Genomic DNA, 24,151 nt, shown 5'->3' on the forward strand with positions numbered 1-24,151 from the left:
ACGGAGCTGGAATTCATGAAACTCGCTGTCATCCCGGGCGACGGCATCGGTCCCGAGGTCATCGCCGAGGCGCTCAAGGTGCTCGACGTGGTGGTGCCCGGAGTGGAGAAGACCGAATACGACCTGGGCGCCAAGCGGTTCCATGCCACCGGCGAGATCCTCCCGGACAATGTGCTGCCGGAGTTGAAGCAGCACGACGCGATCCTGCTGGGCGCGATCGGCGACCCGTCGATGCCCCCGGGCGTGCTCGAGCGGGGGCTGCTGCTGCGCACCCGGTTCGAGCTGGACCATCATGTGAACCTGCGCCCGTCGAAGCTGTTCCCGGGCGTGAGCAGCCCGCTGTCGGGCGATCCGAAGATCGACTTCGTCGTGGTCCGGGAGGGCACCGAGGGCCCGTACACCGGCACCGGCGGCGCCATCCGGGTGAACACCCCGCACGAGGTCGCCACCGAGGTCAGCACCAACACCCGCTTCGGTATCGAGCGCGTGGTCCGCTACGCCTTCGCCGCCGCCCAGCAGCGCCGCAAGCACCTGACGCTGGTGCACAAGACGAACGTGCTCGCCTTCGCCGGATCGCTGTGGCAGCGGACGGTCGACGAGGTCGGCGCCGAATTCGCGGACGTCGAGGTCGCCTACCAGCACATCGACGCGGCGACCATCCACATGGTCACCGATCCCGGCCGCTTCGACGTGATCGTCACCGACAACCTGTTCGGCGACATCATCACCGACCTGGCCGCCGCGGTCTCCGGCGGCATCGGCCTGGCCGCCTCGGGCAACATCGACGCCTCCGGCACGAACCCGTCGATGTTCGAGCCCGTGCACGGCTCGGCGCCCGACATCGCGGGCCAGTCCAAGGCCGACCCGACCGCGGCCATCCTCTCGGTGGCCCTGCTGCTCAACCACCTCGGCAAGTCCGAGGAGGCCGCCCGCATCGAGTCCGCCGTCGCCAAGGATCTGGCCTCGCGCTCGGGCACCTCGTCCACCGTCGAAATCGGTGACCGCATCGCCGCCTCGGTGTAGCCTGCGAGCAGGCCCCGCACCCGGAATCCCCTCCGGTGCGGGGCCTTTCGTCCGTATACCGTTCGTACTAGCGGCGGTCGCGGGGGACCAGCGGGACCGCGGCGACCGCGAACAGGGCCGCCGCCAGATAGGCCGCCGGGAACCCCGCGGCGGTGATGAGGGCGCCGAAGGCCGGGGCCACCGCGGCGGTGGCCAGATACTGACCGGTGTTCTGAATGCCCAGGCCGCGGCCGCTCCAGAACGGGCCCGCGATCTCGGCGACCGCGGTGAAGGCCAGGCCGTTGTCCGCAACGGTGATCACCGAGGCCACCACCAGGATCGGCAGTGCGGCCCACCACCAGTGCAGCCAGGCCGCGGCGGCCAGGGCGGCCATCGACACGACCGCGGCGGTCGCGACGGTCCGCAGCGGGCGCAGGCGGCTGCCGACCTTGTCGGACCACCTGCCCGCGCCGATCCGCCCGGCCGCACCCAGCACCTGGGTGACCGTGACCAGCGCGCCCGCCACCGGCAGGGACAAACCGACGTCGTGGTTCAGCCACAACAGTGCGAACGTCCACACGGTGGCCTGCGGGATCACCAGCAGCACCGAAACGGCGTGAATGCGCCACAATGTCGAGTCCCCGCGATAGGGGTTGTCCGAATTCGACTGTGCGCCGGAGCGTTCCGGCCGGGGCGGGTCGACGATCCCGATCGCACAGCCGATCGCGGCCGCGCCCGCCATCAGTGCCGGTACCAGCACGGCCGTGGAAAACCCGTGCGCCGCAGCGATTGCGGGAATCGCCATGGCCGCGATGCCCACGCCGATCGGCTGGGCGGTCTGCCGGATTCCCATGGCCAGTCCGCGCTGGTCGGGCGGGAACCAGCCCGCGATGACCCGGCCGCTGGCGCCGTTGGTGCTGGCCGCGCCGATGCCGGCCAGCAGCAGCAATGCCCCCAGCGCAACGTAATTCGTCGTGGTCGCGGCCGCAGCGCCTGCGGCGAACATCACCGCGGGGCCGACGATCAGCACGGTGCGCTCGCCGAACCGGTCCACCGCGTACCCCCAGGCCACCAGGGTGCACACCATCCCGACCATAGGCATGGCCACCAGTAGACCGGCTGTGGCCAAAGGCATTCCGCGAGCTGTCAAGGCGGGCAACAGGAAAGGTGCGCCGTTGCTCATGACCGCGCTGGCGGCCTGCGCGAAGACTCCCAGGGCGAGCATGGTCCACCGTCGGGTGGTGCGCTCCTGGATCACGGGGGCCATTTCCTCACCTCTATCTCATATAATGGGATCACAGTCTTACCCTGTGAAACACTGGCTCACCGTACACCGCAACCCGCACGAATGCGAACGCCCGTGCCCCGCCGACCGGGTGGTTTGGTCCATACCGCCAGGTGGATAGACTGCGAGCCATGCGTCTAGGTCGAGTTGCCAGCCCCGATGGGGTCGCGTTCGTGAGCATCGAGGGAGCGGGCCCCGATTCCACGGCCCGGGAAATTGCCGAACACCCGTTCGGCACCCCCACCTTCACCGGCCGCAGCTGGCCGCTGGCGGATGTGCGGTTGCTGGCGCCGATCCTCGCCAGCAAGGTGGTGTGCATCGGCAAGAACTACGCCGCACACGCCCGGGAGATGGGCGGTGAGGCGCCCGCCGATCCGGTGATCTTCCTCAAGCCCAACACCGCGATCGCCGGTCCCAACGCCGCAATCGTCTTGCCGCCCAGTTCCTCTCAGGTCGACTACGAGGGCGAACTGGCGATCGTGATCGGCCGCCCCTGCAAGGACGTGCCGGCCGCGCGGGCACGCGAGGTGATCCTCGGCTATACGGTCGCCAACGATGTCACCGCCCGCGACCAGCAACGCCACGACGGCCAGTGGACCCGCGGCAAGGGATACGACACCTTCTGCCCGCTCGGGCCATGGATCGAAACAGAGCTGGACCCAACAGATCTGGAGATCATCACCGAACTCGACGGCGAGGTTCGACAGCGCAGCCGGACATCACTTCTGCTGCACGATATTCCGAAGCTGATCGAGTGGATCACCACGGTGATGACGCTGCTGCCCGGTGATGTCATTCTCACCGGCACCCCGGAGGGCGTGGGTCCGATGAAAGAGGGGCAGAACGTCTCCGTGACGATCGAGGGCATCGGCACCCTCACCAATCCCGTTGCCGCCAAACGCTGATCGAAAGTAGGGATATGACAGACGTACGGGTCCGATTCTGCCCGTCGCCGACCGGCACGCCGCACGTCGGCTTGATCCGGACGGCGCTGTTCAACTGGGCGTTCGCCCGCCATCACGGCGGCGCGTTCGTCTTCCGCATCGAAGATACCGATGCCGCACGCGATTCCGACGAATCGTATCGCGCGCTGCTGGACGCGTTGCGCTGGCTCGGTCTCACTTGGGACGAGGGGCCCGAGGTCGGTGGCCCATATGAGCCATACCGGCAGTCGCTGCGGCGTGAGATTCATCTCGATATGGTGCGCCGGTTGCTGGAGGCGGGCGAGGCGTACGAATCGTTCTCCACCCCAGAGGAAGTCGAGGCCCGCCACCGCGCGGCCGGGCGCGATCCGAAGCTGGGCTACGACAACTTCGACCGCGACCTCACCGCCGAGCGGATCGCCGATTTCAAGTCCCAGGGCCGCGCCCCGGTGCTCCGGCTGCGGATGCCCGAGCGGGACATCACCTTCCACGATCTGGTGCGCGGCGAGACCACCTTCAAGGCCGGGGTGGTCCCCGACTTCGCCATCACCCGGGGCAACGGGGACCCGCTGTACACGCTGGTGAACCCGGTCGACGACGCCCTGATGAAGATCACGCACGTGCTGCGTGGCGAGGATATCCTGTCCTCCACCCCTCGGCAGATCGCCCTGTACGAGGCCCTGCAGCGGATCGGGGTCGCCGAGTTCACCCCGCAGTTCGGTCATCTGCCGTTCGTGATGGGGCAGGGCAACAAGAAGTTGTCCAAGCGGGATCCCGAGTCGAATCTGTTCGTCCACCGCGACCGGGGATTCATTCCCGAGGGTTTGCTGAATTACCTGGCTTTGCTGGGCTGGGGCATCGGTGAGGACCGCGACATCTTCTCGATGGAAGAGATGGTCGCGGCATTCGATATATCGAAAGTAAATTCGAATCCGGCCCGGTTCGACCAGAAGAAGGCCGACGCGATCAACGCCGAGCACATTCGTTTGCTGGAGCCCGCTGATTTCGCCCGTCGACTTCGCAGCTACCTGACCGGTCAGGGCCACATCGGGGCCGAGGTCGACGACGCGCTTTTCGCGGCCGCCGCGGAGTTGGTGCAGACCCGGATCGTGGTTCTCGGCGATGCCTGGGATCTGCTGAAGTTCCTGTTCGTGCCCCTTTCGGAGTTCCGCGTCGACGAGGCCGCCGCGGAAAAGAATCTGGGCGCCGACGCCGCACCGGTGTTGCAGGCCGCCATCAAGGCGCTGGAGGGCGTTTCCGACTGGTCGGCAACCGCGCTCGAGGGGGCGCTGAAAACGGCTCTGGTGGACGATCTGGGCCTCAAACCGCGCAAGGCGTTCGCGCCAGTGCGGGTTGCGGTGACGGGTTCACACATCAGCCCGCCGCTGTACGAGTCGCTGGAACTGCTCGGGCGCGAGATCACCATGCGGCGGCTGCACGCGGCCGCCGCGCGCGGCTGAGGCGAATATGCCGCCCACTACCGGCTTTGACCAGGCGATTTGGAAAATCCCGGTAGTGGGCTGGTAATCTTCTCCGCGGCCCGGAAACAAGCCCCCAGCCCACGGGTTGGAGGCCGAAAGCCCAGGTCATTGGGGTATGGTGTAATTGGCAACACAGCTGATTCTGGTTCAGCCATTCTAGGTTCGAGTCCTGGTACCCCAGCAGAGTGTGCTCACCGTCAGCTCGGTTGGCGGTGGGAACCAGCTTCGGTTGGCAACACTCGTCCGAGGTCCCGTCGTCTAGCGGCCTAGGACGCCGCCCTCTCAAGGCGGTAGCGCGGGTTCAAATCCCGTCGGGACTACACAAATCCCAGGCTCATGCTCATGGAGAGCATGAGCCTGGTTTGTTTCGTCATTATTGTGGGGGCGCCCCACGCCCCCGGCCCGGAGGGGCTTCGCCCCCCCCGGACCCCCCGCTTCCCGCTGGGCACGTAAGTTGGGCGGGTTGCGTTTGGGGATACCGGACTCGGTTGAGTGACATCGGGGCATCGGGGTTGGGCGGTACAGCTGAGATGCATCGGGATCGGTTACCTCAGCTGGTAGTGCCGGGATTCCTCGCTTGGGCCGGTCTTCCTCAATCCTGCTGCCAGCTCAATCCTGTTGCCAGGTGGAGCCGCCCGGAGCCATAGCCGGCAGGCCCAGCTTGCGGTGGTCCCAGCTGCGGGTGCGTTCGGGGATCACGCGGACCGCGACCCGCTTGTTCAGCATCTGCTCCACGTAGGGGCGCATTTCCTCGGTGTAGGGGGCGGTGTAGCGCTCCCAGACGCTCACGCCGACCTTGAACAGGGCTTCGGTGTCGTCGATGATCTCCGCGCGGCCCTCGATGGACACCCCGCGCAGCTGGTCGTAGCTGTCGCCCGCCTCGATCAGCACCGTCACGCGCGGGTCGCGGCGGATGTTCACCGCCTTCTGCGACTTGGCCTTGGTCTCGAACCAGATCTCGCCGTCGACCACGCCGTACCACATGGCCGTCAGGTGCGGCAGGCCCGTGGACCCGAGGGTTGCCAGCGTGATGATGCGGCTGCGGCCCAGGAAATCGGTGATCTCGTCGTCCGACATCACGATCTGTGCGCGTTGATTGACTCCCATGATCCGACTGTAATTTACGGCGTATGGCGCCGCTCACAGCGGTCTTCGTCACATCGAGTGCGGGTATTCGCGGACCTGGTCACGGCCTTGCCCGGGGTACCTCACAACCGCTTGTGCAGGGCGTCGGCGGCCGCCACGAGATCCGCCGCCCAGCGCGCGCCGGGACGACGTCCCATCCGGTCGATCGGGCCCGACACCGACACCGCCGCCACCACGTTGCCCGCCGAATCGCGCACCGGCGCGGAGACGCTGGCCACCCCGGCCGCGCGCTCCGCCGCGCTCTGCGCCCAGCCGCGCCTGCGGACCTCGGTCAGCGCCCGCTCGCCGAAGACCGCGTCGGCCAGCACGCTGCGCTGCGTTTCCGGATCCGCCCAGGCCAGCAGGACCTTGGCCGCCGAACCCGCGGTGAGCGGCAGGCGCGCGCCCACGGGGACGGTGTCCCGTAGCCCGGACGACGGCTCCAGCGCCGCGACCGCCACCCGCGAATGCCCATCCAGCCGGTACAGCTGCACGCTCTCCCCGGTGATCTCCCGCAACCGCGGCAGGATGGCGGCCGCGGCCTCCACGATCGGGTCCGCGGCGGTCGTGGCCAGCTCCGACAGTGCGGGTCCGGGTCGCCACAGGCCGTTGCCGTCGCGGGCGAGCAGGCGATGGGTCTCCAGCCCGACCGCGAGGCGGTGCGCGGTGGCGCGGGGCAGGCCGGTCCGCGCGCACAACTCGTTGAGCCCGCACGGCTGCTCGGCGGCCGCGTAGAGCACGGCCATGGCTTTGTCGAGCACCCCGATACCGCTATGCTGTCTCATAAAGCGATATTAGCGTCCCGAATAGTGAGATATGCAAATTCGGGACACACCCATCCGAGATCGCGTCGCCGGCCCACGGCGGCGCGGATGGCTAGCGAAGGGAGTCAGCGGTTATGGCCGAGCGGCCACGCACACTGGCGGAAAAGGTCTGGGACCAGCACGTCGTCGCCCGCGGCGCGGGCGAGGGCGAGGCGCGCGAGCCCGACCTCATCTACATCGACCTGCACCTGGTGCACGAGGTCACCAGTCCGCAGGCCTTCGACGGCCTGCGTGCGGCCGGTCGGCCCGTGCGCCGGCCCGATCTCACCATCGCGACCGAGGACCACAACGTCCCGACCGTTGATATCGATAAGCCGATCGCCGATCCCGTTTCTCGCATCCAGGTCGAGACGCTGCGGCGCAATTGCGACGAATTCGGTGTCCGCCTGTATCCGATGGGCGATATCGAGCAGGGCATCGTGCACGTGGTCGGCCCGCAGCTGGGCCTGACCCAGCCCGGTGCCACCGTGGTCTGCGGCGATTCGCACACCTCGACGCACGGCGCCTTCGGCGCACTGGCGATGGGCATCGGCACCAGCGAAGTCGAGCACGTGCTCGCCACCCAGACGCTGTCGTTGCGCCCGTTCAAGACCATGGCGGTCAACATCGACGGCGCGCTGCCCGACGGGGTGACCAGCAAGGACGTCATTCTGGCGGTGATCGCCCAGATCGGCACCGGTGGCGGCCAGGGCTACGTGATCGAGTATCGCGGCGAGGCCGTGCGCGCCATGTCGATGGAGGCGCGGATGACGATGTGCAACATGTCCATCGAGGCGGGCGCGCGGGCGGGCATGGTGGCTCCCGACGAGACCACCTACGAGTTCCTGAAGGGCCGCGCGCACGCGCCCCGGGGCGCGGATTGGGATGCGGCCGTGGCGGCCTGGGATGCCCTCGCGACCGAGCCGGGCGCCGAGTTCGACGCCGAGGTGCACATCGATGCTTCGGCCCTGACACCGTTCGTGACCTGGGGAACCAACCCGGGACAGGGCGTTCCGCTGGGCGCGGCGGTGCCGAATCCTGCCGATATGGCCGACGAAACCGCGCGCGAGACCGCCGAGAAGGCGCTGCGCTATATGGATTTGGAGCCCGGTACTCCACTTCGTGAGGTGTCGGTCGACACCGTATTCGTCGGCTCGTGCACCAATGGCCGGATCGAGGATCTGCGGGCGGTGGCCGGGGTGCTGCAGGGCCGCAAGGTGGCCGACGGCGTCCGAATGCTGATCGTGCCGGGTTCGATGCGGGTGCGCGCACAGGCCGAGTCCGAGGGGTTGGGTGAGATTTTCACCGCCGCGGGCGCGGAATGGCGGCAGGCGGGTTGCTCGATGTGCCTGGGTATGAATCCGGATCAACTTTCCCCCGGTCAGCGCTGCGCGTCGACCTCCAACCGCAATTTCGAGGGCCGGCAGGGCAAAGGCGGCCGTACGCACCTGGTTTCGCCGCTGGTCGCGGCGGCGACGGCGGTGCGCGGAACGCTGTCCTCACCGGCCGATCTGAACTGACCGTCCCTACCTACTCAGGAGAACTCATGGAAGCCTTCAAGGTGCACAAGGGGATCGGGGTGCCGCTGCGCCGGTCCAATGTCGACACCGACCAGATCATCCCCGCGGTCTATCTGAAGCGGGTGACCCGAACGGGATTCGAGGACGGCCTGTTCGCGGCCTGGCGCTCGGATCCGAGCTTCATTCTCAACACCGAGCCGTTCAACCGGGGTAGTGTCCTGGTGGCCGGTCCGGATTTCGGTACGGGATCCTCACGCGAACACGCCGTTTGGGCACTCATGGATTACGGCTTCCGGGTCGTCATCTCCTCGCGCTTCGGCGACATCTTCCGTGGCAACGCCGGTAAGGGCGGACTGCTGGCCGCGCGGATGTCACAACATGATGTCGAATTGCTCTGGAAGATGCTCGAGGAACAGCCCGGTCAGGAATTGATCGTCGACCTCGAGGCGCGCACCGTGACCCTCGGAACCGTCGTGTTGCCCTTCGAAATTGACGACTACACCAGGTGGCGGCTGCTGGAGGGACTGGACGACATCGGCCTGACTCTGCGTCAGGAAGACGCGATCGACGGGTTCGAAAAGGGTAGGCCCGGTTGGAAACCCAAGACCATTCCGGAGCCAATTTCGCGGGCGTAATCGGACTGGGCGTTAGCTGGGAGCTACCAATCGCGGTAGCTGTGCGTGTGCCACACCACATGAAATTTGGCGTGGCACATAGACTCTTGCCCATTGAAGGTTTACCGTGGTACCTAGTCGGTCCGACGACGGGCCATTAGTCTGCGGAGGATTCAATGAACAAGGCGGAACTGATCGACGTTCTGACCGAAAAGTTGGGTACTGACAGGCGCACGGCCACTGCGGCAGTCGAGCAGATTGTCGACACGATCGTGCGCGCGGTGAACAAGGGCAACAGCGTCACCATCACCGGTTTCGGTGTGTTCGAACAGCGCAAGCGCGCTGCGCGAGTGGCGCGTAACCCGCGTACCGGCGAAACCGTGAAGGTCAAGCCCACTTCGGTCCCTGCGTTCCGTCCCGGTGCGCAGTTCAAGGCGATCATCGCTGGGAAGCAGAAGATCGCAGCGGCCGGTCCGGCCGTGAAACGCGGTGTGGCAGCACCGGTGTCGGGCGCGGCGAAGAAGACCGCCGCCAGAAAGGCAGCCGCCAAGAAGACGGCCGCCAAGAAGACCACGGCCGCCAAGAAGGCTGTCGCGAAGAAGACCGCCGCCAAGGCGCCCGCCAAGAAGGTCGCGGCGAAGAAGACGGTGGCCAAGAAGACCACCGCCAAGAAGACCGTGGCCGCCAAGGCGCCCGCGAAGAAGGCGGCGGCCGCCAAGGCCACCGCCAAGAAGACCACGGCGAAGAAGGCGCCCGCCAAGAAGGCGGCGGCCAAGCGGACCGCCACCAAGCGTCGCTGAGACCGAACCGAGAACGGCCCCGGCTGCATGGCAGTCGGGGCCGATTGGTGTGTCAGGCCTGATCTTTCCTGGACGGCCGCCCGGAACTTGGTCTCCCAGAGCGGATTCAGCGTTCGCGCAGCGACCTGTCGAGATGGTCCGCTGCCACCAGGCGGCCGTTGGCCACCGACAGCACCCACACGGTGCCCTTGCGATTGCGTGCGGGAGGCAGTGTGACGTCATCGATTTCGGCCCACTCGGCCAGCAGTGGCGGAATCACCTTGCCCTGACTGCAGATCACCGGCACCGCACCCGGCGACACCAGCTGCCGAACCCGCTTCAGGGCGGCGTCCGGCCCTGCGGCATAAGCGGTTTCGGTCAAGAGGGGTTCGGCGGCGATGCTCACGTCGAGCGCCTCGGCCAGCGGTTCGACGGTCTGCACGCAGCGCTGCACCGGCGCCGCGGAAACCTCGGTAGGGCCGAAGGCCATCAGGCTGGGGACCAAGGCCATTGCCTGTGCCCTGCCGGTCTTGTCGAGCGGGCGCTCGTCGTCGTCCGGACCGGACAGGCGGTCCCGGCGTCCCGCCTTGGCGTGCCTGACGAGTAGGAGGGTTTCCGTATCCGGGGGGTGACGCAGGAACTGGCGGATGATGGAGCGATCCATCGGATAGGACAGCGCGCCCATTACCCCGTCCAAGTTGTACCAATGCAATTCGTCCACTTCCGAATTGCTGGTGAATTCGCCGTCGTTGATCGTGGCGACCCAGTAATCCACCCGCTTGAGCTTGCGATGTCCGGGCACCGGGTAGGTGACGCTGCCCAGATAGCGGCCCAGGCGGGTATTCAGCCCCGTCTCCTCGGCCACCTCGCGCACCGCCGCGACCATCGGGGTCTCGCCGGGGTCCAGTTTGCCCTTGGGCAGCGACCAGTCGTCGTATTTGGGGCGGTGCACCACCGCCACCTCGACCGCACCGCCGCGCCGGCGCCGCCACACGACAGCACCGGCGCCGAGAATATTCGCGGTCACCCGGGGATCGGATATGGATACGTCCCCGGGATCCGGTGTTGCCGAACCGCTCACGTCTCCGCCTCGCTGGCGCTCGGCTCCGACGTGCGTGATGCACGCCCGCCCGATGGTTCGCTCCGCTGCGCTCCACTCACTGCTGGCCCGGCCGCCGTAGGCGCATCATGTACTCCTGGTGGTCGCGCACCTGTTCGCCCTGCTGGATGACCTCGGCCTCGGTCGGATGCGCCTGCCAGGTACCGTCGGGCCGCAGCACCCAGCAGCGGGTGGCCGGATACAGGGCCGAATCGAAGACCACGGCCAGCTGGTCACACAGCCGGGGATCCTTCACCTGCGCCATGACCTCCACGCGCCGGTCCAGGTTGCGGTGCATCATGTCCGCGCTGCCGATCCAGTACTCGTCCTGGGCCTGGAAATGCATGACGCGGGAATGCTCGAGGAAGCGGCCGAGGATCGAGCGCACCTCGATGTTGTCGCTCATGCCCGGCACGCCCGGGCGCAGCCCGCAGATGCCGCGCACGACGATCTGCACCGGCACCCCGGCCTGCGACGCCCGGTACAGCGCGTCGATCACCTGCTCGTCGACGATCGCGTTGGCCTTCATCCGGATTCGGGCGTCGTGGCCCTGCTCGGCGAGCTCGGTCTCGCGCTGGATCCGCTCGATGATGCCCGAGCGCACGCTGCTGGGCGCTACCAGCAGGTTCCGGTAGGTGGCCTTACGGGAGTATCCGGTCAGCGAGTTGAACAGGTCAGTGAGGTCGGCGCCGATTTCCGGTGCCGCGGTGAGTAATCCGACGTCCTCGTAGAGGCGCGCGGTCTTCGGGTTGTAGTTGCCGGTGCCGATATGGCAGTAGCGGCGGATGGTGGCGCCCTCGCGCCGGACCACCAGACAGGTCTTGCAATGCGTCTTGAGCCCGATCAGGCCGTAGACCACGTGCACGCCCGCCTGTTCCAGGGCGCGCGCCCATTTGATGTTGGCCTGCTCGTCGAAGCGGGCCTTGATCTCCACCAGGGCCACGACCTGCTTGCCGGCCTCGGCGGCGTCGATGAGCGCGTTGACGATGGGGGAGTCGCCCGAGGTGCGGTACAGCGTCTGCTTGATCGCCAGCACCTGCGGATCGGCGGCGGCCTGCTCGATGAATCGCTGCACGCTGGTGGAGAACGAGTCGTACGGGTGGTGGACGAGCACGTCCCCCTCGCGCAGGGCGGCGAAAACGTTTCGGGGCGTTTCCCTCTCACCGAATGCGGGCGGGGTGGTCGGCACCCACGGCGCGTCCTTGATCGCGGGCCGGTCCACCCCGTAGACCTGCCACAGGCAGGACAGATCCAGCAGACCGGGCACCTGGATGACATCGCCGGGGTCGACATCGAGCTCGCGCAGCAGCAGATCGAGCATGTGCTCGGTCATGTCGTCGGAAACCTCCAGGCGCACAGGAGATCCGAACCGTCGCCGGGCGAGTTCCCGCTCCAGGGCCTGCAGCAGATCCTCGTCGCGGTCCTCGTCCACCTCGAAGTCGGCGTTGCGGGTGATACGGAACGAATGATGTTCCACCACATCCATACCCGGGAACAGCTGATCCAGGTGCGCCGCGATCAACTCCTCCATCGGCAGGAATGCGGCCAGGCTGGATCCGGCGGCGGCGTCGGCCTCCCGGATCGAGGAGGTGCGGGCGCCCTGCGTCGCGGCGCTGCGGCGCACGCGTACGAACCGGTCCACATTGTCCGGCACCTTCACGCGCGCGAAGTGCTCGCCGCCGGTCTCGGAATCCTTCACCGTCACAGCGAGATTCAGGCTCAGGCCGCTGATGTAGGGGAACGGGTGCGCGGGGTCCACGGCCAGCGGGGTCAGCACCGGGAAGACCTGGTCCTGGAAATATCCCGAAAGACGCTGGCGCTCATCGTCGTCCAGATTCGCCCAGCCGATGATGGCGATGCCCTGCTCGACCAGTGCGGGCTGCAGTTCGTCCAGGAACAACCGGGCGTGCCGCGAGGCCAGCTCCTGGGTGGCGGCCGCGATCAGGCCCAGCTGCTCGGTCGGGGAGAGGCCGTCGGCCGAACGCACCGACAGCCCGGCCTCGGCCCGGCGCTTGAGCCCGGCCACCCGGACCATGTAGAACTCGTCGAGATTCGAGGCGAAGATGGCCAGGAACTTCACGCGCTCGAGCAGCGGTTCGGAACGGTCCTCGGCCAGGGCGAGCACGCGGGCGTTGAAGTCCAGCCAGCTCAACTCCCGGTTGAGATAGCGATCGACGGGCAACTGCGGCAGTGCGGTGCTGGTGGCCGGCTGCGCGGCCGCGGGCGGCGCGGCGGGTAGTCGCTGAGACTGGACGGTCTCCGTATCGCTCATGGGCACGGTCACAATCATTCCTTATGTCTGAAGCGGGTGCCGCCGGTTCCCCCATCGACGCAATAGATAGCAATTACTTGGCTTACAAATTATTGAGCACACATATGACCCGTGTCGCACCTCCGTGTGAGCTGTTCGTGAACGCGGCGGGGCCACCCGATGTCCTGCAGTAGTGCGGTGGTGGCCGGACCCACGCCGAGGCTCAGCGCGGCGTTCAGGTCCGCGGCGGTGTCGACATCCAGCCGCAGACCCGGCCAATCGCCGACGAGATCCTTTGCGCCCGAGTCGGCATGGCGGCGGGCGGAATCCGGGCCGAACAGCGGGGCCAGCGGTGCGGTGCCGTCGCGCACCAGCAGGGCCGCGGTACCCCGGCCGGTGTGGTCGGCCACCAGCGCCCGGCCCGTCGCCGGCGCGGTGTCCAGCGCGTCGGCGAGCTCGGCCGGCCGTAGGGCCGGCAGATCCGCCTGCAGGGCAAGCAGATCGACCGCGCCGTGGCGCCCGCGCACGGCCGCGGCCGCGTCGGCGAGGGCCGAGTTGAGCAGGTCGGTGCCCGCGGCGGGATCCGGATGCGCGACGCACCCCAGCGCGCGCACCGCGGCGGCCACCAGGGGATCTGGCGTAACGACGGTGACCGAGCCGATGCCCGCGGCAAGCGCGGCATTCACCGTGTCGGACAGCATCGCCAGCACGAGCCGGGACCGGTCGGCGGGCGGCAGCTCGTCGGCGAGTCGGCTCTTGGCACGCTCGAGGTTCTTCACCGCGATCACGGCGTGGACGGCATCCGGACGCATGCGCCCATCGTCGCATGTCCGGCGCTGTGGTGGATGTCATGCCGTACGCGACGGCGCGAGCGGCGAACCGTCGGGTATCGCAGCGCGGCCGGGGGAACTGATGGCACTATCGGATTCGTGACCAGTGCGGCAGTGATGGGTGCGGGATCGTGGGGCACCGCATTAGCGAAGGTGTTGAACGACGCGGGCACCGAGGTGACGATGTGGGCCCGGCGGCCGGAGGTGGCCAAGGTGCTGGCCACCGAGCACCACAACCCGGCCTATCTGAGCCATGCGCGCCTGGACGGGGTGCGGGCGACCGACGACTACGCGGCCGCGCTCGACGGCGCGGAGATCGTCGTGCTGGCCGTCCCGGCCCAGTCGCTGCGCGAGAATCTCGCGAACTGGCGCGCGGCGATCAGCCCCGACGCCACGCTGCTCAGCGTGGCCAAGGGCATCGAGACCGGCACGCTGATGCGGATGAGCGAGGTCATCGCCGAGGTCACCGGGGCGGACGCGGGCCGGATCGCGGTGCTGTCCGGGCCGAATCTCGCGGGTGAGATCGTCGACGAGCAGCCCGCCGCCTCGGTGGTGGCCTGCAGCGACACCGCGCGCGCCGAACTCGTCCAGCGCGCCTGCGCCACCGGCTATTTCCGGCCGTACACCAACACCGATGTGATCGGTTGCGAGATCGGCGGCGCCTGCAAGAACGTCATCGCGCTGGCCTGTGGAATCGCCTCGGGAATGGGCCTGGGCGACAATTCGATCGCCAGCCTCATCACCCGCGGGCTGGCCGAGATCATCCGCCTGGGCGTCGCGCTCGGGGCCAATCCGGTGACGCTGGCGGGCCTGGCGGGGGTCGGCGATCTGGTCGCCACCTGCACCTCACCGCTGTCGCGCAACCGGTCCTTCGGGCACGTGCTGGGCGCGGGCGGATCGATGGAGGCCGCGCAGCAGGCCACCCACGGTCAGGTCGCCGAGGGCGTGAAGTCCTGCACTTCGATCCGGGCCCTGGCCGAACGCCACGGCGTGGAGATGCCGCTGACGACCTCGGTGCACCAGGTCTGTCACGAGGGGTTGTCGGTGGCCGACGCGGTCGGGTGGCTGCTGGGCCGCAGCATCAAGCCCGAATGATTATCTCGCCGTTCTGCGGGTACGGTTCCGGGCATGAGTAACCGGATTCGGGTCGCGGTGGTTTTCGGCGGCCGCAGCAACGAGCATGCGGTGTCGTGTGTGTCCGCCGGCTTCGTGCTGCGCAACCTCGACCCCGAACGGTACGAGGCCGTGCCGATCGGCATCACCCGCGACGGGACCTGGGTGCTGAGCGGATCCGATGCGCGTGCCCTGGCCATCGCGGACCGCGCGCTGCCGTCGGTGGACGGCTCCGGCACCGAACTGGTGCTCGCCGCGGATCCCACGCGCGGGGGTAGCCTGCTCCCGCTCGGCGGCGGTGAGGGCCCGGGCGCGGTCGAGGTGGTGTTCCCGGTGCTGCACGGGGCGTTCGGCGAGGACGGCACGGTGCAGGGCCTGCTGGAGATGGCCTCGCTGCCCTACGTCGGGCCGGGCGTGCTGGCCAGCGCCACCGGCATGGACAAGGAGTTCATGAAGAAGCTGCTTGCCGCCGAGGGGATTCCGATCGGCGACCACGTCGTCCTGCGGCCCGGCACGGCGACCCTGAGCGAGCAGGAACGCGCCCGCCTGGGCCTTCCGGTCTTCGTCAAGCCCGCGCGTGGCGGCTCGTCCATCGGCATCACCAAGGTGGATGCCTGGGATCGGCTGGAGGAGGCCATCGCCGTTGCGCGAGAGCACGATCCGAAAGTCATCGTGGAGGCGGCCATCGCCGGGCGCGAGATCGAATGCGGCGTACTGGAATTTCCCGACGGCCGGGTACAGGCCAGTGTCCTGGCCGAGATCCGGATGCCGGACGAGTCCGCGACCGCGGCCCCGGACTTCTACGACTTCGACACCAAATACCTCGACGACGTATGCGAGTTCGACATTCCGGCAAAGCTGGACGACGACCTCACGCAACAGGTTCGGGACATGGCCGTGCGTGCCTTCCGCGCCCTGGACTGCCAGGGGCTCTCGCGCGTCGACTTCTTCGTGACCGCGGACGGCCCGGTGATCAACGAGATCAACACCATGCCCGGCATGACGGCCATCTCGATGTACCCGCGCATGTGGGAGGCCACCGGCATCGACAACGCCGCGCTGGTCGGCACCCTCGTGGAGACGGCACTGGCCCGCGGCACCGGGCTGCGCTGAATTCCCGGTACCGGGTCAGCTCGGGATCGGGCCCGGGTCGAGCGGTTGCGCGGGCAGCACCTTGGTGACGGTGTTCGAAAGATCCTGCAGCGGCGTCGGTCCGGCCTTGTCGGGCATCGTGACCGCGATGTAGGTGCTGCGGTCCACGATGTACCAGGTGCCGGAGGTGTTGCCGCTGGCCGGGTCGCGCACCTCGAACCAGTTGACGCCGTTGACGACCTGCAGGGCGGCCGCCTTGGTGAATTCCGCCGGGCGGTCCAGGCCGCAGCGCAACACGATCGGATCGCCGCCGTCGGGGAGCTGCCAGGCCACGGTCGCGGGCGGAGCGGGCTTGGCCAGTTCGGACCGGGTGTAGTCGCCGAGCTTGGCGGGCAGGGCCGGGAGCAGGGCGGTGCAGCCCGGGCCCGAGGACGCGGGCTGCGGGACCGAGCCCAGGGCCAGCGGATCGCGCGTGACGTGGCTGCCCTGGAACACGGCGATGATCAGGACGGCGATGATCAGGGCGACCGGGAGGGCAACGGCGGTGGCGATGAGCGCGGGGGAGCGCTTCGGGCCGTCGTCGTCGACACTGTAGCGGTCGGACGACGCGGCGGCGGGATCGGCCTTCGCGACGTCGTCGGTGATCTCGGCCGTGCCCGGCCGGTCCGTCTCGCTGCTCATCCGCGAATCGTCTCCATTCGTCTCGGTGCCCGGATCGTGGCTGGTGATCATCGGTTTCGGGTTCGAGGGTAGCCTCGCGGACGTCCGCGATCCCCGGCGCGGTTGACGAAAGGAGACGGCCATCACTGAGCGCAGCACCGGCACCGTGCGTGAGCTGGGCGAGTTCGGGCTGATCGCGCGGATGAACGCCGGTCGCACCCAGGTTCCCGGGGTGCTGCTCGGTCCCGGCGACGACGCCGCGGTCGTGGCCGCACCGGCCGGGCAATTCGTGGTCAGCACCGACATGCTGGTGCAGGATCGGCATTTCCGGCTGGACTGGTCGAGCCCCCGTGACATCGGTGCCAAGGCGATCGCGCAGAACGCCGCCGATGTGGTGGTGATGGGCGCGGCCCCCAGTGCGTTCGTGGTGTCCTTTGGCTGCCCGGCCGACACCCCGGTCGCCTTCGTGGACGGCTTCGTCGAGGGCATGTGGGCCGAGGCCGAGCGCGCGGGTGCGTCCATCGCCGGCGGTGATGTGGTGCGCGCCCCGCTGTTGATCATCTCGGTGACCGCCTTCGGCAATCCGCTGCGCGCGCCGGTGCTGCTGTCCGGTGCGACGCCGGGTGACGTCGTCGCGGTCGCCGGTCGCCTGGGCTGGTCGGCGGCCGGGCTGGGCGTGTTGTCGGCCGGGCTCGATCCGGGGTCGTACCCGGACGTGGTTGCCGCACACCGGATTCCGAGCCCGCCCTATCGCGCGGTACTCGACCTGCCGTCGAGTGCGCCGATCACGGCCATGACCGACGTCTCCGACGGACTGCTCGCGGATATCGGGCATATCGCCGAATCCTCCGCTGTCGCCGTCGATCTCGACTCGACCGCGGTCCGCGACGCGGCCCTCGAGCCGGTCGCCGCCGCGCTCGGGGCCGATCCGCTGGTGTGGATCCTGACCGGGGGCGAGGACCATGCGTTCGTCGCGACATTCCGTGCGGGACAGCATCTTCCGGCCGGTTGGCGACAGGTGGGCAGGGTGGCCGACGGCGCGGGTGTCACGGTCGACGGGGCCCGGTGGTCCGGACCGGTCGGGTGGGAATCCTTCTAGCGCCACCGGTGAACTCAGGGCCAGCTGTCGCGGTGAGATCGGCCACGCTAAGTTCTTCCGGCATGGGCGCAAAAACATTGCCGGAGATCATCGATACGGGCTGGGCCGAGGCGCTGGCGCCGGTCGCCGACCGCATCACCGCCATGGGCGAGTTCCTGCGCGCGGAGAACGAGGCCGGGCGCGGGTATCTGCCGAAGGGGGAGAACGTGCTGCGCGCGTTCCAGCGGCCGCTGGACAAGGTGCGGGTGCTGATCGTCGGTCAGGACCCCTATCCGACGCCGGGACACGCTGTGGGCCTGAGTTTCTCGGTGGCTCCGGATGTTTCGCCGGTGCCCCGCAGCCTGGCGAACATCTTCTCCGAGTACTCCAAGGATCTGGGATACCCCACGCCGTCCTGCGGCGACCTGTCGCCGTGGTCGGACCAGGGGGTGCTGATGCTGAACCGAGTACTGACCGTGCAACCCCGGGAGGCCGGCTCGCATCGGGGCAAGGGCTGGGAGGCGGTGACCGAGCAGGCGATTCGCGCACTGGTGGCCCGGGACCAGCCGCTCGTGGCGATCCTGTGGGGCCGCGACGCGTCCACCCTCAAGCCGATGCTGGGCAGCGTGCCGTACATCGAATCCGCCCATCCCTCACCGCTGTCGGCCTCCCGGGGATTCTTCGGATCGAAGCCGTTCTCCCGTACCAACGAATTGCTCGGTACATTGGGGGCCGCCCCGGTCGATTGGCGACTGCCCTGACCGGTGCGGGAGTTCGAGCGAAATTGCAGTGGGTGGCGTCGGGGCCAATACTCGCTGCCAGGAAACAGGAAATAGGAGCAGTTGTATGCAGATCAAGTCCGTGCGCGGTGCCATCGTGGCCGTTGCCGCCGGAGCCGCAGTCCTGGGTGCGCCGGCGGCGGCCCAGGCCAGGAGCATTCCGCTGGTAAAGGCCCCGGTCCCGGCGGCGAATACCCAGCAGGGCGGCCCGGTCTTCGAGCTCTACGACCCGCAGACGGGTTCGGCGTCGTTGTCCTCGCAGGTGAATGCCTTCGGGCTGTGCGCGCTGCAGAGCATCAGCGCCAACGTGCAGTGCATCGGCGGGGCGAGGTAGGTTCGGCCGCTCACTCGGCCCGGCGGATCATGCGAACCTCGACCGAGGGGGAGAACCGCTCCGCTCTGCGGGTGCCGTCGAGTTCGAAACCGTAGGCGCGATAGAAGGCCTGGGCCCGGGGATTCTCCTCGAACACCCACAGGGAGTGGGTGGACGGGACGGGCCCGGGCCTTTCCGCTGTCCCGACAACATTTCGCCCGGATCGGGAGATGCCCGGAATTGCCGCGCGCATCAGGTCGTCGGCGAGGCCGGTGCCGTACCAGGCGGCGCGCACGTACATCGCGCGTAGTTCGCGGGCGGCAACCGGAGGGTCGTCGCGGGAGGGGCCCGAGCCCGCGAAGCCGACGACCGTCTCGTCGTGGAGCAGAGCGATGTGGATCGGTTCCGGATCCTGTGCCCGGATGCGTTCCCACTGCTGCGCGCGGCGTTCGACGTCGAAGGCGTCCAGCACGTGATCGGGGACCAGTCCCCGGTATGCCTCGCGCCAGCACGCGATATGGCATTCGGCGAGGCCGCGGGTGTGTTCGGCGGTGAGCGGGACGATCCGCCAAGGGTGCGAGGGAGTCGTCATCGGCCTGTCCCAGCTACGAGAACGCCCCGGATCACCCTTGCGGGTGCCGGGGCGCTGTTGAACAGGGTGCGCAGCTCAGCCGCGAACGACCTTGCCCGCCTTCAGGCAGGAGGTGCAGACGTTCATCCGGCGGGTGTTGCCGGGCGCGACCTGCGCACGAACGGTCTGGATGTTCGGGTTCCAGCGACGGTTGGTGCGCCGGTGCGAGTGCGAAACCGACTTACCGAAGCCGGGGCCCTTGGCGCAGACGTCGCAGACGGCAGCCATAGTCGCGAGCTCCTTCATGTCATGTGGGGACCGCTGCCCCCGTGGGGACGGCCTGTCCGGAAACGTGTCAACAATGCCTGCCCGCGAGACCGCTGGCGAGCGCAGCCGAATCTACGGCCGCGCGAGGCAACCCTGCAAGAGTAGCCGTCGGCGGCGATCGATGTCCAATCGCGGCCGCGGCGGGCCCGGCCCGGTGTGCTGGGTCATAGCCGGGAACCAGTCCGTCGCGACGGACTGTCGGTGCCGTTGATTAGGCTGGCGGGGGGATCTGGGCATTGCTCGCCGAGGTCGACGTGGTGACACATATATAGAGGAAGGGACGGTGACGGTGCCCGGGGTCCGGGAGGTGCTCGATGGAGCTGCGCTCGTGCGCTGGGGGCAGCTGTGCCTGGCGGGTTTGGAACGTCACCGTGACGAGATCAATGCGCTGAACGTCTTCCCCGTAGCCGATGCCGATACCGGCACCAACCTGCTGGCCACCATGCGTGCCGCGGTCGATGCGGCCGGGGCCGTGCCGAACCCGGAGAGATTGCCGAGCGTCGTGGCCACGGCCATGGCCCGGGCGGCGACGGGCGGTGCCCGGGGTAACTCCGGGATCATTCTGTCGCAGGTGCTGCGCGGGTTGGCCGAGGCCGTCGAGAACGGACCCCTGACCGCGCGGACCCTTCGCGATGCGCTGCGGCGGGCCGCGGTACTGGTGCGGGAGGCGCTGAGCGTGCCGGTCGAGGGCACCATGCTCAGCGTGCTCGAGGCCGCCGCGGACCAGGCGGCGGACTGCTCGGAGCACACGCTGGCCGAGGTGGCGCTGGCCGCGGCCGACGGCGCGGTCAAGGCGCTGGGTGATACGCCCTCGCAGCTGGGGGTGCTGCGGGATGCGGGAGTGGTGGACGCGGGAGCGCGTGGGTTACTGGTGCTGTTGGACGAGTTGGTCACGGTGATCATCGGCCATTCGCCGGTCCGGCAGGTGTACGAGGCACCGAGGGGCCGGGGCCGGGGAGCCCGCGGCGGAGCGAGCACAGAGGTCGGTGACGATACCTCGCGCGTCGTCGAGGTGGCCCCACCCGAGAGTGCCGACCCGCGCCCGGAAAGACACGGAATACCGGTCGTCGCATCAGGACTCGGCGTAACGGACCGGCACAGTGGCTCCATTGCGGGCCCTCCGGACGAAATCTCGCGGCCACAATACGAGGTCATGTACCTGCTGTCCGGCACGGACGAACGACGCATCGGAACGTTGCGCGATCACCTTGCGCGGCTGGGTGACTCGGTCGTCGTCGTGGGCGACGGGGAGGGCATGTGGTCGGCGCACGTGCACTGCGCCGATGCCGGTGCGGCCGTGGAGGCCGGGCTCGCCGCGGGGAGCCTGAGCCACATCCGCATCGAGGGCCTCGCGGTGAATCCGTTTGCCGCACAGGGCGCTCCCGATCGCGGCATCCTCGCGGTGGCCGCGGGCGCCGGGGCCGCGCGGCTGTTCGAGGACGCGGGCGCGGCCGTGCTGGACGGCGAGGTCACCGCCGAGGCGCTGCTGTCGGCGATCCGGCGGATGCCTCAGCGCGAGGTGCTGGTGCTGCCCAACGGCGCCCTGGCCGCGCACGAACTGGTCGCCGTGGGTGTCGCCGCGCGCCGCGGCACCGCCGGGGTGCGCCCGCGCGAGGTGCTGATGCTGCCGAGCGGGTCGATGGTGCAGGGACTTTCGGCGCTGGCGGTGCACGACGCCGCCCGGATCGCCGTCGACGACGCCTTCGCCATGTCCGAGGCGGCCGCCGGAACGCGATGGGGCGCACTGCGTATCGCGCCGGAGCGGGCGCTGACCATCGTGGGCACCTGCAATCGCGGAGATGGTCTGGGGCTGGTCGGCAACGACGTGGTCGTCATCGATCCGGATCCGCACGCGGCGGCGGCCACCCTGCTCGATCGGATGCTCGGTCTGGGCGGGGAACTGGTCACCCTGCTGCTGGGCGCGCGGGCGCCCGAGGGGCTCGGCGACGAGCTGACCGAACACATCACAGCGATATTTCCCGGGGTCGAGGTCGTCGCCTATGCCGGCGGCCAGCCCGTGGATCTGGTGCAGATCGGGGTTGAGTAGCGATGGCGACACTGCGGGACCGCCTGGACCACGTGCTCGGGGTCAAGGCCGCCGAACCGCTGGCCGACGCCTTCGACATGCACACCGTCGAGGATCTGCTGCGCCACTACCCCCTGCGCTACGTCACCCAGGGCCAGCCGCTGACCGAGGAGGCCCCCGAGGAGGGTGCGCACCTCACGGTGGTCGGCACGGTGACCAAGACCGAACTGCGGCCGATGAAGAACCGCCGCGGGCGGCTGTTGAAGGTGGAGCTCGACGCCGGCTCGGCCAAACCCGTCGATATCACCTTCTTCAACGGCGACAAGGTGAGCTATCTGGTCAAACAGGGTGTGCGGGCGATGATGTCGGGCACCGTGCACTGGTGGCGGCCGGACCGCTGGAATCTGTCGCATCCCTCGTACCTGATCCTGCCGGAGGCAGGGGAGACGGTGGAGAATCTCACCGCGGTGCGCGGCAGCGGCGACCTGCGAGGGCTGGCCCGCAGCGCCAAAGGCGACGGGGGCGTGGACGTTTCGTTCTTCGAGCGCGAATACGTGCCGGTCTACCCGGCCACGGCCAAGGTGCAGAGCTGGGATGTGCTCGCCTGCGTGCGGCAGGTGCTGGACCAGCTCGATCCGATCGATGATCCACTGCCGCAGCATCTTCGCGAGGATCGAGGGCTGCTCGCGGTCTCCGATGCGCTGCGGCTGATCCACCTGCCCGAGAGCAAGTCCGATATCGAACAGGCAAGGGAGCGTCTGCGTTTCGACGAGGCGATGGCACTGCAGCTGGTGCTGGCCGAGCGCCGCCACGACGCCGAGGGGCGCGCGGCCCGGCCGTGCCCGCCCCGGACCGACGGCATCGCAACGGATTTCGACAAGCGGCTGCCGTTCGAGCTGACCGCCGGGCAACGGCAGGTGATCGGCGAGATCTCCGAGGATCTCTCGGGCGCCCATCCGATGCACCGGCTGCTGCAGGGCGAGGTCGGATCCGGCAAGACGATCGTTGCGCTGCACGCGATGCTGCAGGTCGTCGACGCCGGACAGCAGTGCGCGCTGCTGGCGCCGACCGAAGTGCTTGCCGCCCAGCATTACCGATCGCTGCGCGGCATGCTCGGCGATCTGGGTACCGCCGGTGAGCTGGGTGCGGCGGACAACGCCACCAAGGTGGTCCTGGTGACCGGCTCGATGTCGGCGAGCACGAAGAAGGCCGCACTGCTGGACGCGGTGACCGGCGAGGCGGGCATCGTGATCGGCACCCATGCGCTGATCCAGGACTCCGTCGAGTTCTACGACCTGGGCATGGTGATCGTGGACGAGCAGCACCGGTTCGGCGTCGAGCAGCGGGATGCGTTGCGCGTCAAGGCCAAGCAGGGGATGAGCCCGCATCTGCTGGTGATGACCGCGACCCCGATTCCGCGCACGATAGCCATGACCACGCTCGGCGATCTCGAGACCTCCACGCTGACCGAGCTGCCGCGAGGACGCTCGCCCATCACCACCCGGGTGGTCCCCGCCAAGACGCATCCGAGCTGGGTGGATCGGGCGTGGGAGCGGATCCGGGAGGAGGTCGAGGCCGGGCGCCAGGCGTACGTGGTGTGCTCGCGCATCGGCGACGACGAGGACGAGAACCCGGCCGCGAAGGGCAAGGGCCGCAAGGCGAAAGCCGAGGAGGAGAAGGAGGGGCCGGCCACGCATGCCGCACGGGACGTCTTCGAGACGCTGAGCGCGGGGGCGCTGGCCGGTCTGCGGGTCGGGCTGCTGCACGGCCGCCTGCCCGGTGACGAGAAGGACGCGGTGATGCGCGCGTTCAACGACGGCGAGATCGACGTGCTGGTCTGCACCACCGTCGTCGAGGTCGGCGTCGATGTGCCCAATGCGACGGTCATGGCCATCGTCGACGCGGACCGTTTCGGGGTCAGCCAGCTGCACCAGCTGCGCGGGCGGGTCGGGCGCGGCAAGCATCCGGGCCTGTGCCTGCTGATCACCGAGACCTCGCCGATGGGCGGCGCGATGGCCCGTCTGGAGGCCGTCGCGGGAACCCTGGACGGCTTCGAGCTGTCGGTGCTGGACCTGCGGCAGCGCCGCGAGGGCGATGTGCTCGGCGCGGCCCAGTCCGGCACGGCCCGCAGCCTGCGCCTGCTGTCGCTGCTGGACGACCTCGAGGTGATCACCGCCGCCCAGCAGCTCGCCCGCGAGGTCGTCGAGGCCGATCCGACACTGGAGAAGCATCCGGGCCTGGCCACGATGATGCGGGCCGCAGTCGACGGCGAACGCCTGGAGTACCTGGCCAAGTCATAGGTGTGCCCGGCTACCAGCCCATACCCCTGGTGGCCGCGGCTTGCTCGGCCGCGATCTGTTCGGTCGCCGCGGATGCGACGTCGGAGTCGGCCGCCCACTCGAACCGGGAGCAGAGGTCGGTCAGCGCCTGCTTCCGTGCCGGATGGGTGATCGGCACGGTCCTGCTCGATGACGCTGGAC

The 24,151-nt window shown here is 68.7% G+C and carries 23 protein-coding genes and 2 tRNA genes; 15 read left to right on the plus strand and 10 right to left on the minus strand.

Features of this window, described 5'->3' with window-relative positions:
- The first annotated feature begins 15 nt into the window (after nucleotides 1–15).
- Nucleotides 16–1,023, plus strand: coding sequence for a 3-isopropylmalate dehydrogenase (locus ABH933_RS00825; protein WP_429413938.1), 1,008 nt, complete (start codon nucleotides 16–18; stop codon nucleotides 1,021–1,023).
- 67 nt (nucleotides 1,024–1,090) lie between these two features.
- Here ABH933_RS00825 and ABH933_RS00830 read toward each other — a convergent pair whose 3' ends face one another.
- Nucleotides 1,091–2,269 carry an MFS transporter gene (locus ABH933_RS00830; protein ID WP_429413941.1) on the minus strand — a complete coding sequence of 393 codons (1,179 nt, stop codon included), beginning with the start codon at nucleotides 2,267–2,269 and terminating at the stop codon, nucleotides 1,091–1,093.
- Nucleotides 2,270–2,418: 149 nt separating this feature from the next.
- Between ABH933_RS00830 and ABH933_RS00835 the strand changes: the two genes are divergently transcribed.
- The 4 genes from ABH933_RS00835 to ABH933_RS00850 all read left to right on the plus strand — a co-directional run bounded on the left by ABH933_RS00835 (nucleotide 2,419) and on the right by ABH933_RS00850 (nucleotide 5,011).
- A complete protein-coding gene (locus ABH933_RS00835; protein WP_215918670.1) occupies nucleotides 2,419–3,192 on the plus strand; it encodes a fumarylacetoacetate hydrolase family protein in 774 nt (257 codons plus the stop codon).
- 14 nt (nucleotides 3,193–3,206) lie between these two features.
- Nucleotides 3,207–4,670 carry a glutamate--tRNA ligase gene (gene gltX, locus ABH933_RS00840; protein WP_429413945.1) on the plus strand — a complete coding sequence of 488 codons (1,464 nt, stop codon included), beginning with the start codon at nucleotides 3,207–3,209 and terminating at the stop codon, nucleotides 4,668–4,670.
- A gap of 130 nt (nucleotides 4,671–4,800) precedes the next feature.
- Nucleotides 4,801–4,872 (plus strand) — tRNA-Gln (locus tag ABH933_RS00845).
- A gap of 66 nt (nucleotides 4,873–4,938) precedes the next feature.
- Nucleotides 4,939–5,011: transfer RNA gene (locus tag ABH933_RS00850), tRNA-Glu, on the plus strand.
- A gap of 289 nt (nucleotides 5,012–5,300) precedes the next feature.
- Here ABH933_RS00850 and ABH933_RS00855 read toward each other — a convergent pair.
- Together ABH933_RS00855 and ABH933_RS00860 are read right to left on the minus strand one after the other, a co-directional pair.
- Nucleotides 5,301–5,798 carry a pyridoxamine 5'-phosphate oxidase family protein gene (locus ABH933_RS00855; RefSeq protein ID WP_215918672.1) on the minus strand — a complete coding sequence of 166 codons (498 nt, stop codon included), beginning with the start codon at nucleotides 5,796–5,798 and terminating at the stop codon, nucleotides 5,301–5,303.
- A 101-nt stretch (nucleotides 5,799–5,899) separates the two neighbouring features.
- Nucleotides 5,900–6,601, minus strand: a complete 702-nt coding sequence (locus ABH933_RS00860; protein ID WP_215918673.1) for an IclR family transcriptional regulator — start codon at nucleotides 6,599–6,601, stop codon at nucleotides 5,900–5,902.
- 113 nt (nucleotides 6,602–6,714) lie between these two features.
- Here ABH933_RS00860 and leuC point away from each other — a divergent pair, with 113 nt between their 5' ends.
- The 3 genes from leuC to ABH933_RS00875 all read left to right on the plus strand — a co-directional run bounded on the left by leuC (nucleotide 6,715) and on the right by ABH933_RS00875 (nucleotide 9,553).
- Nucleotides 6,715–8,139: a 3-isopropylmalate dehydratase large subunit gene (gene leuC / locus ABH933_RS00865; protein ID WP_215918674.1), complete on the plus strand. Its 1,425-nt coding sequence runs from the start codon at nucleotides 6,715–6,717 to the stop codon at nucleotides 8,137–8,139.
- 26 nt (nucleotides 8,140–8,165) lie between these two features.
- Nucleotides 8,166–8,774, plus strand: a complete 609-nt coding sequence (gene leuD / locus ABH933_RS00870) for a 3-isopropylmalate dehydratase small subunit (protein ID WP_215918675.1) — start codon at nucleotides 8,166–8,168, stop codon at nucleotides 8,772–8,774.
- Nucleotides 8,775–8,929: 155 nt separating this feature from the next.
- Nucleotides 8,930–9,553, plus strand: a complete 624-nt coding sequence (locus ABH933_RS00875) for an HU family DNA-binding protein (protein ID WP_429413950.1) — start codon at nucleotides 8,930–8,932, stop codon at nucleotides 9,551–9,553.
- 106 nt (nucleotides 9,554–9,659) lie between these two features.
- On the opposite strand, the gene ABH933_RS00880 is transcribed toward ABH933_RS00875, so the two are convergent.
- From ABH933_RS00880 to cofC, 3 genes are all read right to left on the minus strand, one after another.
- Nucleotides 9,660–10,559 (minus strand): NUDIX hydrolase, encoded by a 900-nt coding sequence (locus ABH933_RS00880; RefSeq protein ID WP_429413953.1) that lies wholly within the window; start codon nucleotides 10,557–10,559, stop codon nucleotides 9,660–9,662.
- Between the two features lie 130 nt (nucleotides 10,560–10,689).
- A complete protein-coding gene (locus tag ABH933_RS00885; protein ID WP_429415617.1) occupies nucleotides 10,690–12,903 on the minus strand; it encodes an RNA degradosome polyphosphate kinase in 2,214 nt (737 codons plus the stop codon).
- Nucleotides 12,904–12,992: 89 nt separating this feature from the next.
- A complete protein-coding gene (gene cofC, locus ABH933_RS00890) occupies nucleotides 12,993–13,694 on the minus strand; it encodes a 2-phospho-L-lactate guanylyltransferase (protein WP_429413956.1) in 702 nt (233 codons plus the stop codon).
- A 117-nt stretch (nucleotides 13,695–13,811) separates the two neighbouring features.
- Here cofC and ABH933_RS00895 point away from each other — a divergent pair, with 117 nt between their 5' ends.
- Both ABH933_RS00895 and ABH933_RS00900 read left to right on the plus strand, forming a co-directional pair.
- The gene (locus ABH933_RS00895) at nucleotides 13,812–14,807 is read left to right on the plus strand and encodes an NAD(P)H-dependent glycerol-3-phosphate dehydrogenase (RefSeq protein WP_429413959.1); all 996 of its coding nucleotides are present in this window, start codon (nucleotides 13,812–13,814) and stop codon (nucleotides 14,805–14,807) included.
- 33 nt (nucleotides 14,808–14,840) lie between these two features.
- Entirely contained in the window at nucleotides 14,841–15,938 is a 1,098-nt protein-coding gene (locus ABH933_RS00900) for a D-alanine--D-alanine ligase family protein (protein ID WP_215918680.1), read from the plus strand.
- A 15-nt stretch (nucleotides 15,939–15,953) separates the two neighbouring features.
- Here the strand turns inward: ABH933_RS00900 and ABH933_RS00905 are convergent, their stop codons facing one another.
- Nucleotides 15,954–16,598: a DUF3515 domain-containing protein gene (locus tag ABH933_RS00905; protein ID WP_429413962.1), complete on the minus strand. Its 645-nt coding sequence runs from the start codon at nucleotides 16,596–16,598 to the stop codon at nucleotides 15,954–15,956.
- Between the two features lie 121 nt (nucleotides 16,599–16,719).
- Between ABH933_RS00905 and ABH933_RS00910 the strand changes: the two genes are divergently transcribed.
- The 3 genes from ABH933_RS00910 to ABH933_RS00920 all read left to right on the plus strand — a co-directional run bounded on the left by ABH933_RS00910 (nucleotide 16,720) and on the right by ABH933_RS00920 (nucleotide 18,768).
- A complete protein-coding gene (locus tag ABH933_RS00910; protein ID WP_429415620.1) occupies nucleotides 16,720–17,676 on the plus strand; it encodes a thiamine-phosphate kinase in 957 nt (318 codons plus the stop codon).
- Between the two features lie 62 nt (nucleotides 17,677–17,738).
- Nucleotides 17,739–18,416: a uracil-DNA glycosylase gene (locus ABH933_RS00915; protein WP_429413965.1), complete on the plus strand. Its 678-nt coding sequence runs from the start codon at nucleotides 17,739–17,741 to the stop codon at nucleotides 18,414–18,416.
- Nucleotides 18,417–18,501: 85 nt separating this feature from the next.
- The gene (locus ABH933_RS00920; RefSeq protein ID WP_429413968.1) at nucleotides 18,502–18,768 is read left to right on the plus strand and encodes a hypothetical protein; all 267 of its coding nucleotides are present in this window, start codon (nucleotides 18,502–18,504) and stop codon (nucleotides 18,766–18,768) included.
- 10 nt (nucleotides 18,769–18,778) lie between these two features.
- On the opposite strand, the gene ABH933_RS00925 is transcribed toward ABH933_RS00920, so the two are convergent.
- Both ABH933_RS00925 and rpmB read right to left on the minus strand, forming a co-directional pair.
- Complete coding sequence (locus ABH933_RS00925; protein WP_429413971.1) at nucleotides 18,779–19,339, minus strand: N-acetyltransferase family protein; 561 nt, start codon at nucleotides 19,337–19,339, stop codon at nucleotides 18,779–18,781.
- A 75-nt stretch (nucleotides 19,340–19,414) separates the two neighbouring features.
- On the minus strand, nucleotides 19,415–19,606 hold the full coding sequence (rpmB, locus tag ABH933_RS00930) for a 50S ribosomal protein L28 (protein WP_011210730.1): 192 nt from the start codon (nucleotides 19,604–19,606) through the stop codon (nucleotides 19,415–19,417).
- Nucleotides 19,607–19,928: 322 nt separating this feature from the next.
- On the opposite strand from rpmB, the gene ABH933_RS00935 reads away from it, so the two are divergent.
- Nucleotides 19,929–21,692 (plus strand): DAK2 domain-containing protein, encoded by a 1,764-nt coding sequence (locus ABH933_RS00935; protein WP_429413974.1) that lies wholly within the window; start codon nucleotides 19,929–19,931, stop codon nucleotides 21,690–21,692.
- A gap of 2 nt (nucleotides 21,693–21,694) precedes the next feature.
- The gene (gene recG / locus ABH933_RS00940) at nucleotides 21,695–23,971 is read left to right on the plus strand and encodes an ATP-dependent DNA helicase RecG (protein WP_429413977.1); all 2,277 of its coding nucleotides are present in this window, start codon (nucleotides 21,695–21,697) and stop codon (nucleotides 23,969–23,971) included.
- A gap of 10 nt (nucleotides 23,972–23,981) precedes the next feature.
- On the opposite strand, the gene ABH933_RS00945 is transcribed toward recG, so the two are convergent.
- Nucleotides 23,982–24,128 carry a hypothetical protein gene (locus tag ABH933_RS00945; protein ID WP_429413980.1) on the minus strand — a complete coding sequence of 49 codons (147 nt, stop codon included), beginning with the start codon at nucleotides 24,126–24,128 and terminating at the stop codon, nucleotides 23,982–23,984.
- Nucleotides 24,129–24,151: the final 23 nt, after the last annotated feature.

Origin of the sequence: Nocardia sp. GP40 (genome assembly GCF_050434125.1) — a bacterium.
In the GTDB taxonomy this organism is placed as follows: Bacteria; Actinomycetota; Actinomycetes; order Mycobacteriales; family Mycobacteriaceae; genus Nocardia; species Nocardia albiluteola.

Excerpts from the sequence above, each read along its gene's own strand:
- ABH933_RS00885 (WP_429415617.1), bottom strand. The coding sequence starts at position 12,903 with ATGAGCGATACGGAGACCGTCCAGTCTCAGCGACTACCCGCCGCGCCG.
- leuD (WP_215918675.1), top strand. The coding sequence starts at position 8,166 with ATGGAAGCCTTCAAGGTGCACAAGGGGATCGGGGTGCCGCTGCGCCGG.
- ABH933_RS00900 (WP_215918680.1), top strand. The coding sequence starts at position 14,841 with ATGAGTAACCGGATTCGGGTCGCGGTGGTTTTCGGCGGCCGCAGCAAC.
- ABH933_RS00860 (WP_215918673.1), bottom strand. The coding sequence starts at position 6,601 with ATGAGACAGCATAGCGGTATCGGGGTGCTCGACAAAGCCATGGCCGTG.
- ABH933_RS00835 (WP_215918670.1), top strand. The coding sequence starts at position 2,419 with ATGCGTCTAGGTCGAGTTGCCAGCCCCGATGGGGTCGCGTTCGTGAGC.
- ABH933_RS00915 (WP_429413965.1), top strand. The coding sequence starts at position 17,739 with ATGGGCGCAAAAACATTGCCGGAGATCATCGATACGGGCTGGGCCGAG.
- ABH933_RS00905 (WP_429413962.1), bottom strand. The coding sequence starts at position 16,598 with ATGAGCAGCGAGACGGACCGGCCGGGCACGGCCGAGATCACCGACGAC.
- rpmB (WP_011210730.1), bottom strand. The coding sequence starts at position 19,606 with ATGGCTGCCGTCTGCGACGTCTGCGCCAAGGGCCCCGGCTTCGGTAAG.
- ABH933_RS00925 (WP_429413971.1), bottom strand. The coding sequence starts at position 19,339 with ATGACGACTCCCTCGCACCCTTGGCGGATCGTCCCGCTCACCGCCGAA.
- gltX (WP_429413945.1), top strand. The coding sequence starts at position 3,207 with ATGACAGACGTACGGGTCCGATTCTGCCCGTCGCCGACCGGCACGCCG.
- recG (WP_429413977.1), top strand. The coding sequence starts at position 21,695 with ATGGCGACACTGCGGGACCGCCTGGACCACGTGCTCGGGGTCAAGGCC.
- ABH933_RS00855 (WP_215918672.1), bottom strand. The coding sequence starts at position 5,798 with ATGGGAGTCAATCAACGCGCACAGATCGTGATGTCGGACGACGAGATC.
- cofC (WP_429413956.1), bottom strand. The coding sequence starts at position 13,694 with ATGCGTCCGGATGCCGTCCACGCCGTGATCGCGGTGAAGAACCTCGAG.
- ABH933_RS00830 (WP_429413941.1), bottom strand. The coding sequence starts at position 2,269 with ATGGCCCCCGTGATCCAGGAGCGCACCACCCGACGGTGGACCATGCTC.
- ABH933_RS00825 (WP_429413938.1), top strand. The coding sequence starts at position 16 with ATGAAACTCGCTGTCATCCCGGGCGACGGCATCGGTCCCGAGGTCATC.
- ABH933_RS00920 (WP_429413968.1), top strand. The coding sequence starts at position 18,502 with ATGCAGATCAAGTCCGTGCGCGGTGCCATCGTGGCCGTTGCCGCCGGA.
- ABH933_RS00875 (WP_429413950.1), top strand. The coding sequence starts at position 8,930 with ATGAACAAGGCGGAACTGATCGACGTTCTGACCGAAAAGTTGGGTACT.
- leuC (WP_215918674.1), top strand. The coding sequence starts at position 6,715 with ATGGCCGAGCGGCCACGCACACTGGCGGAAAAGGTCTGGGACCAGCAC.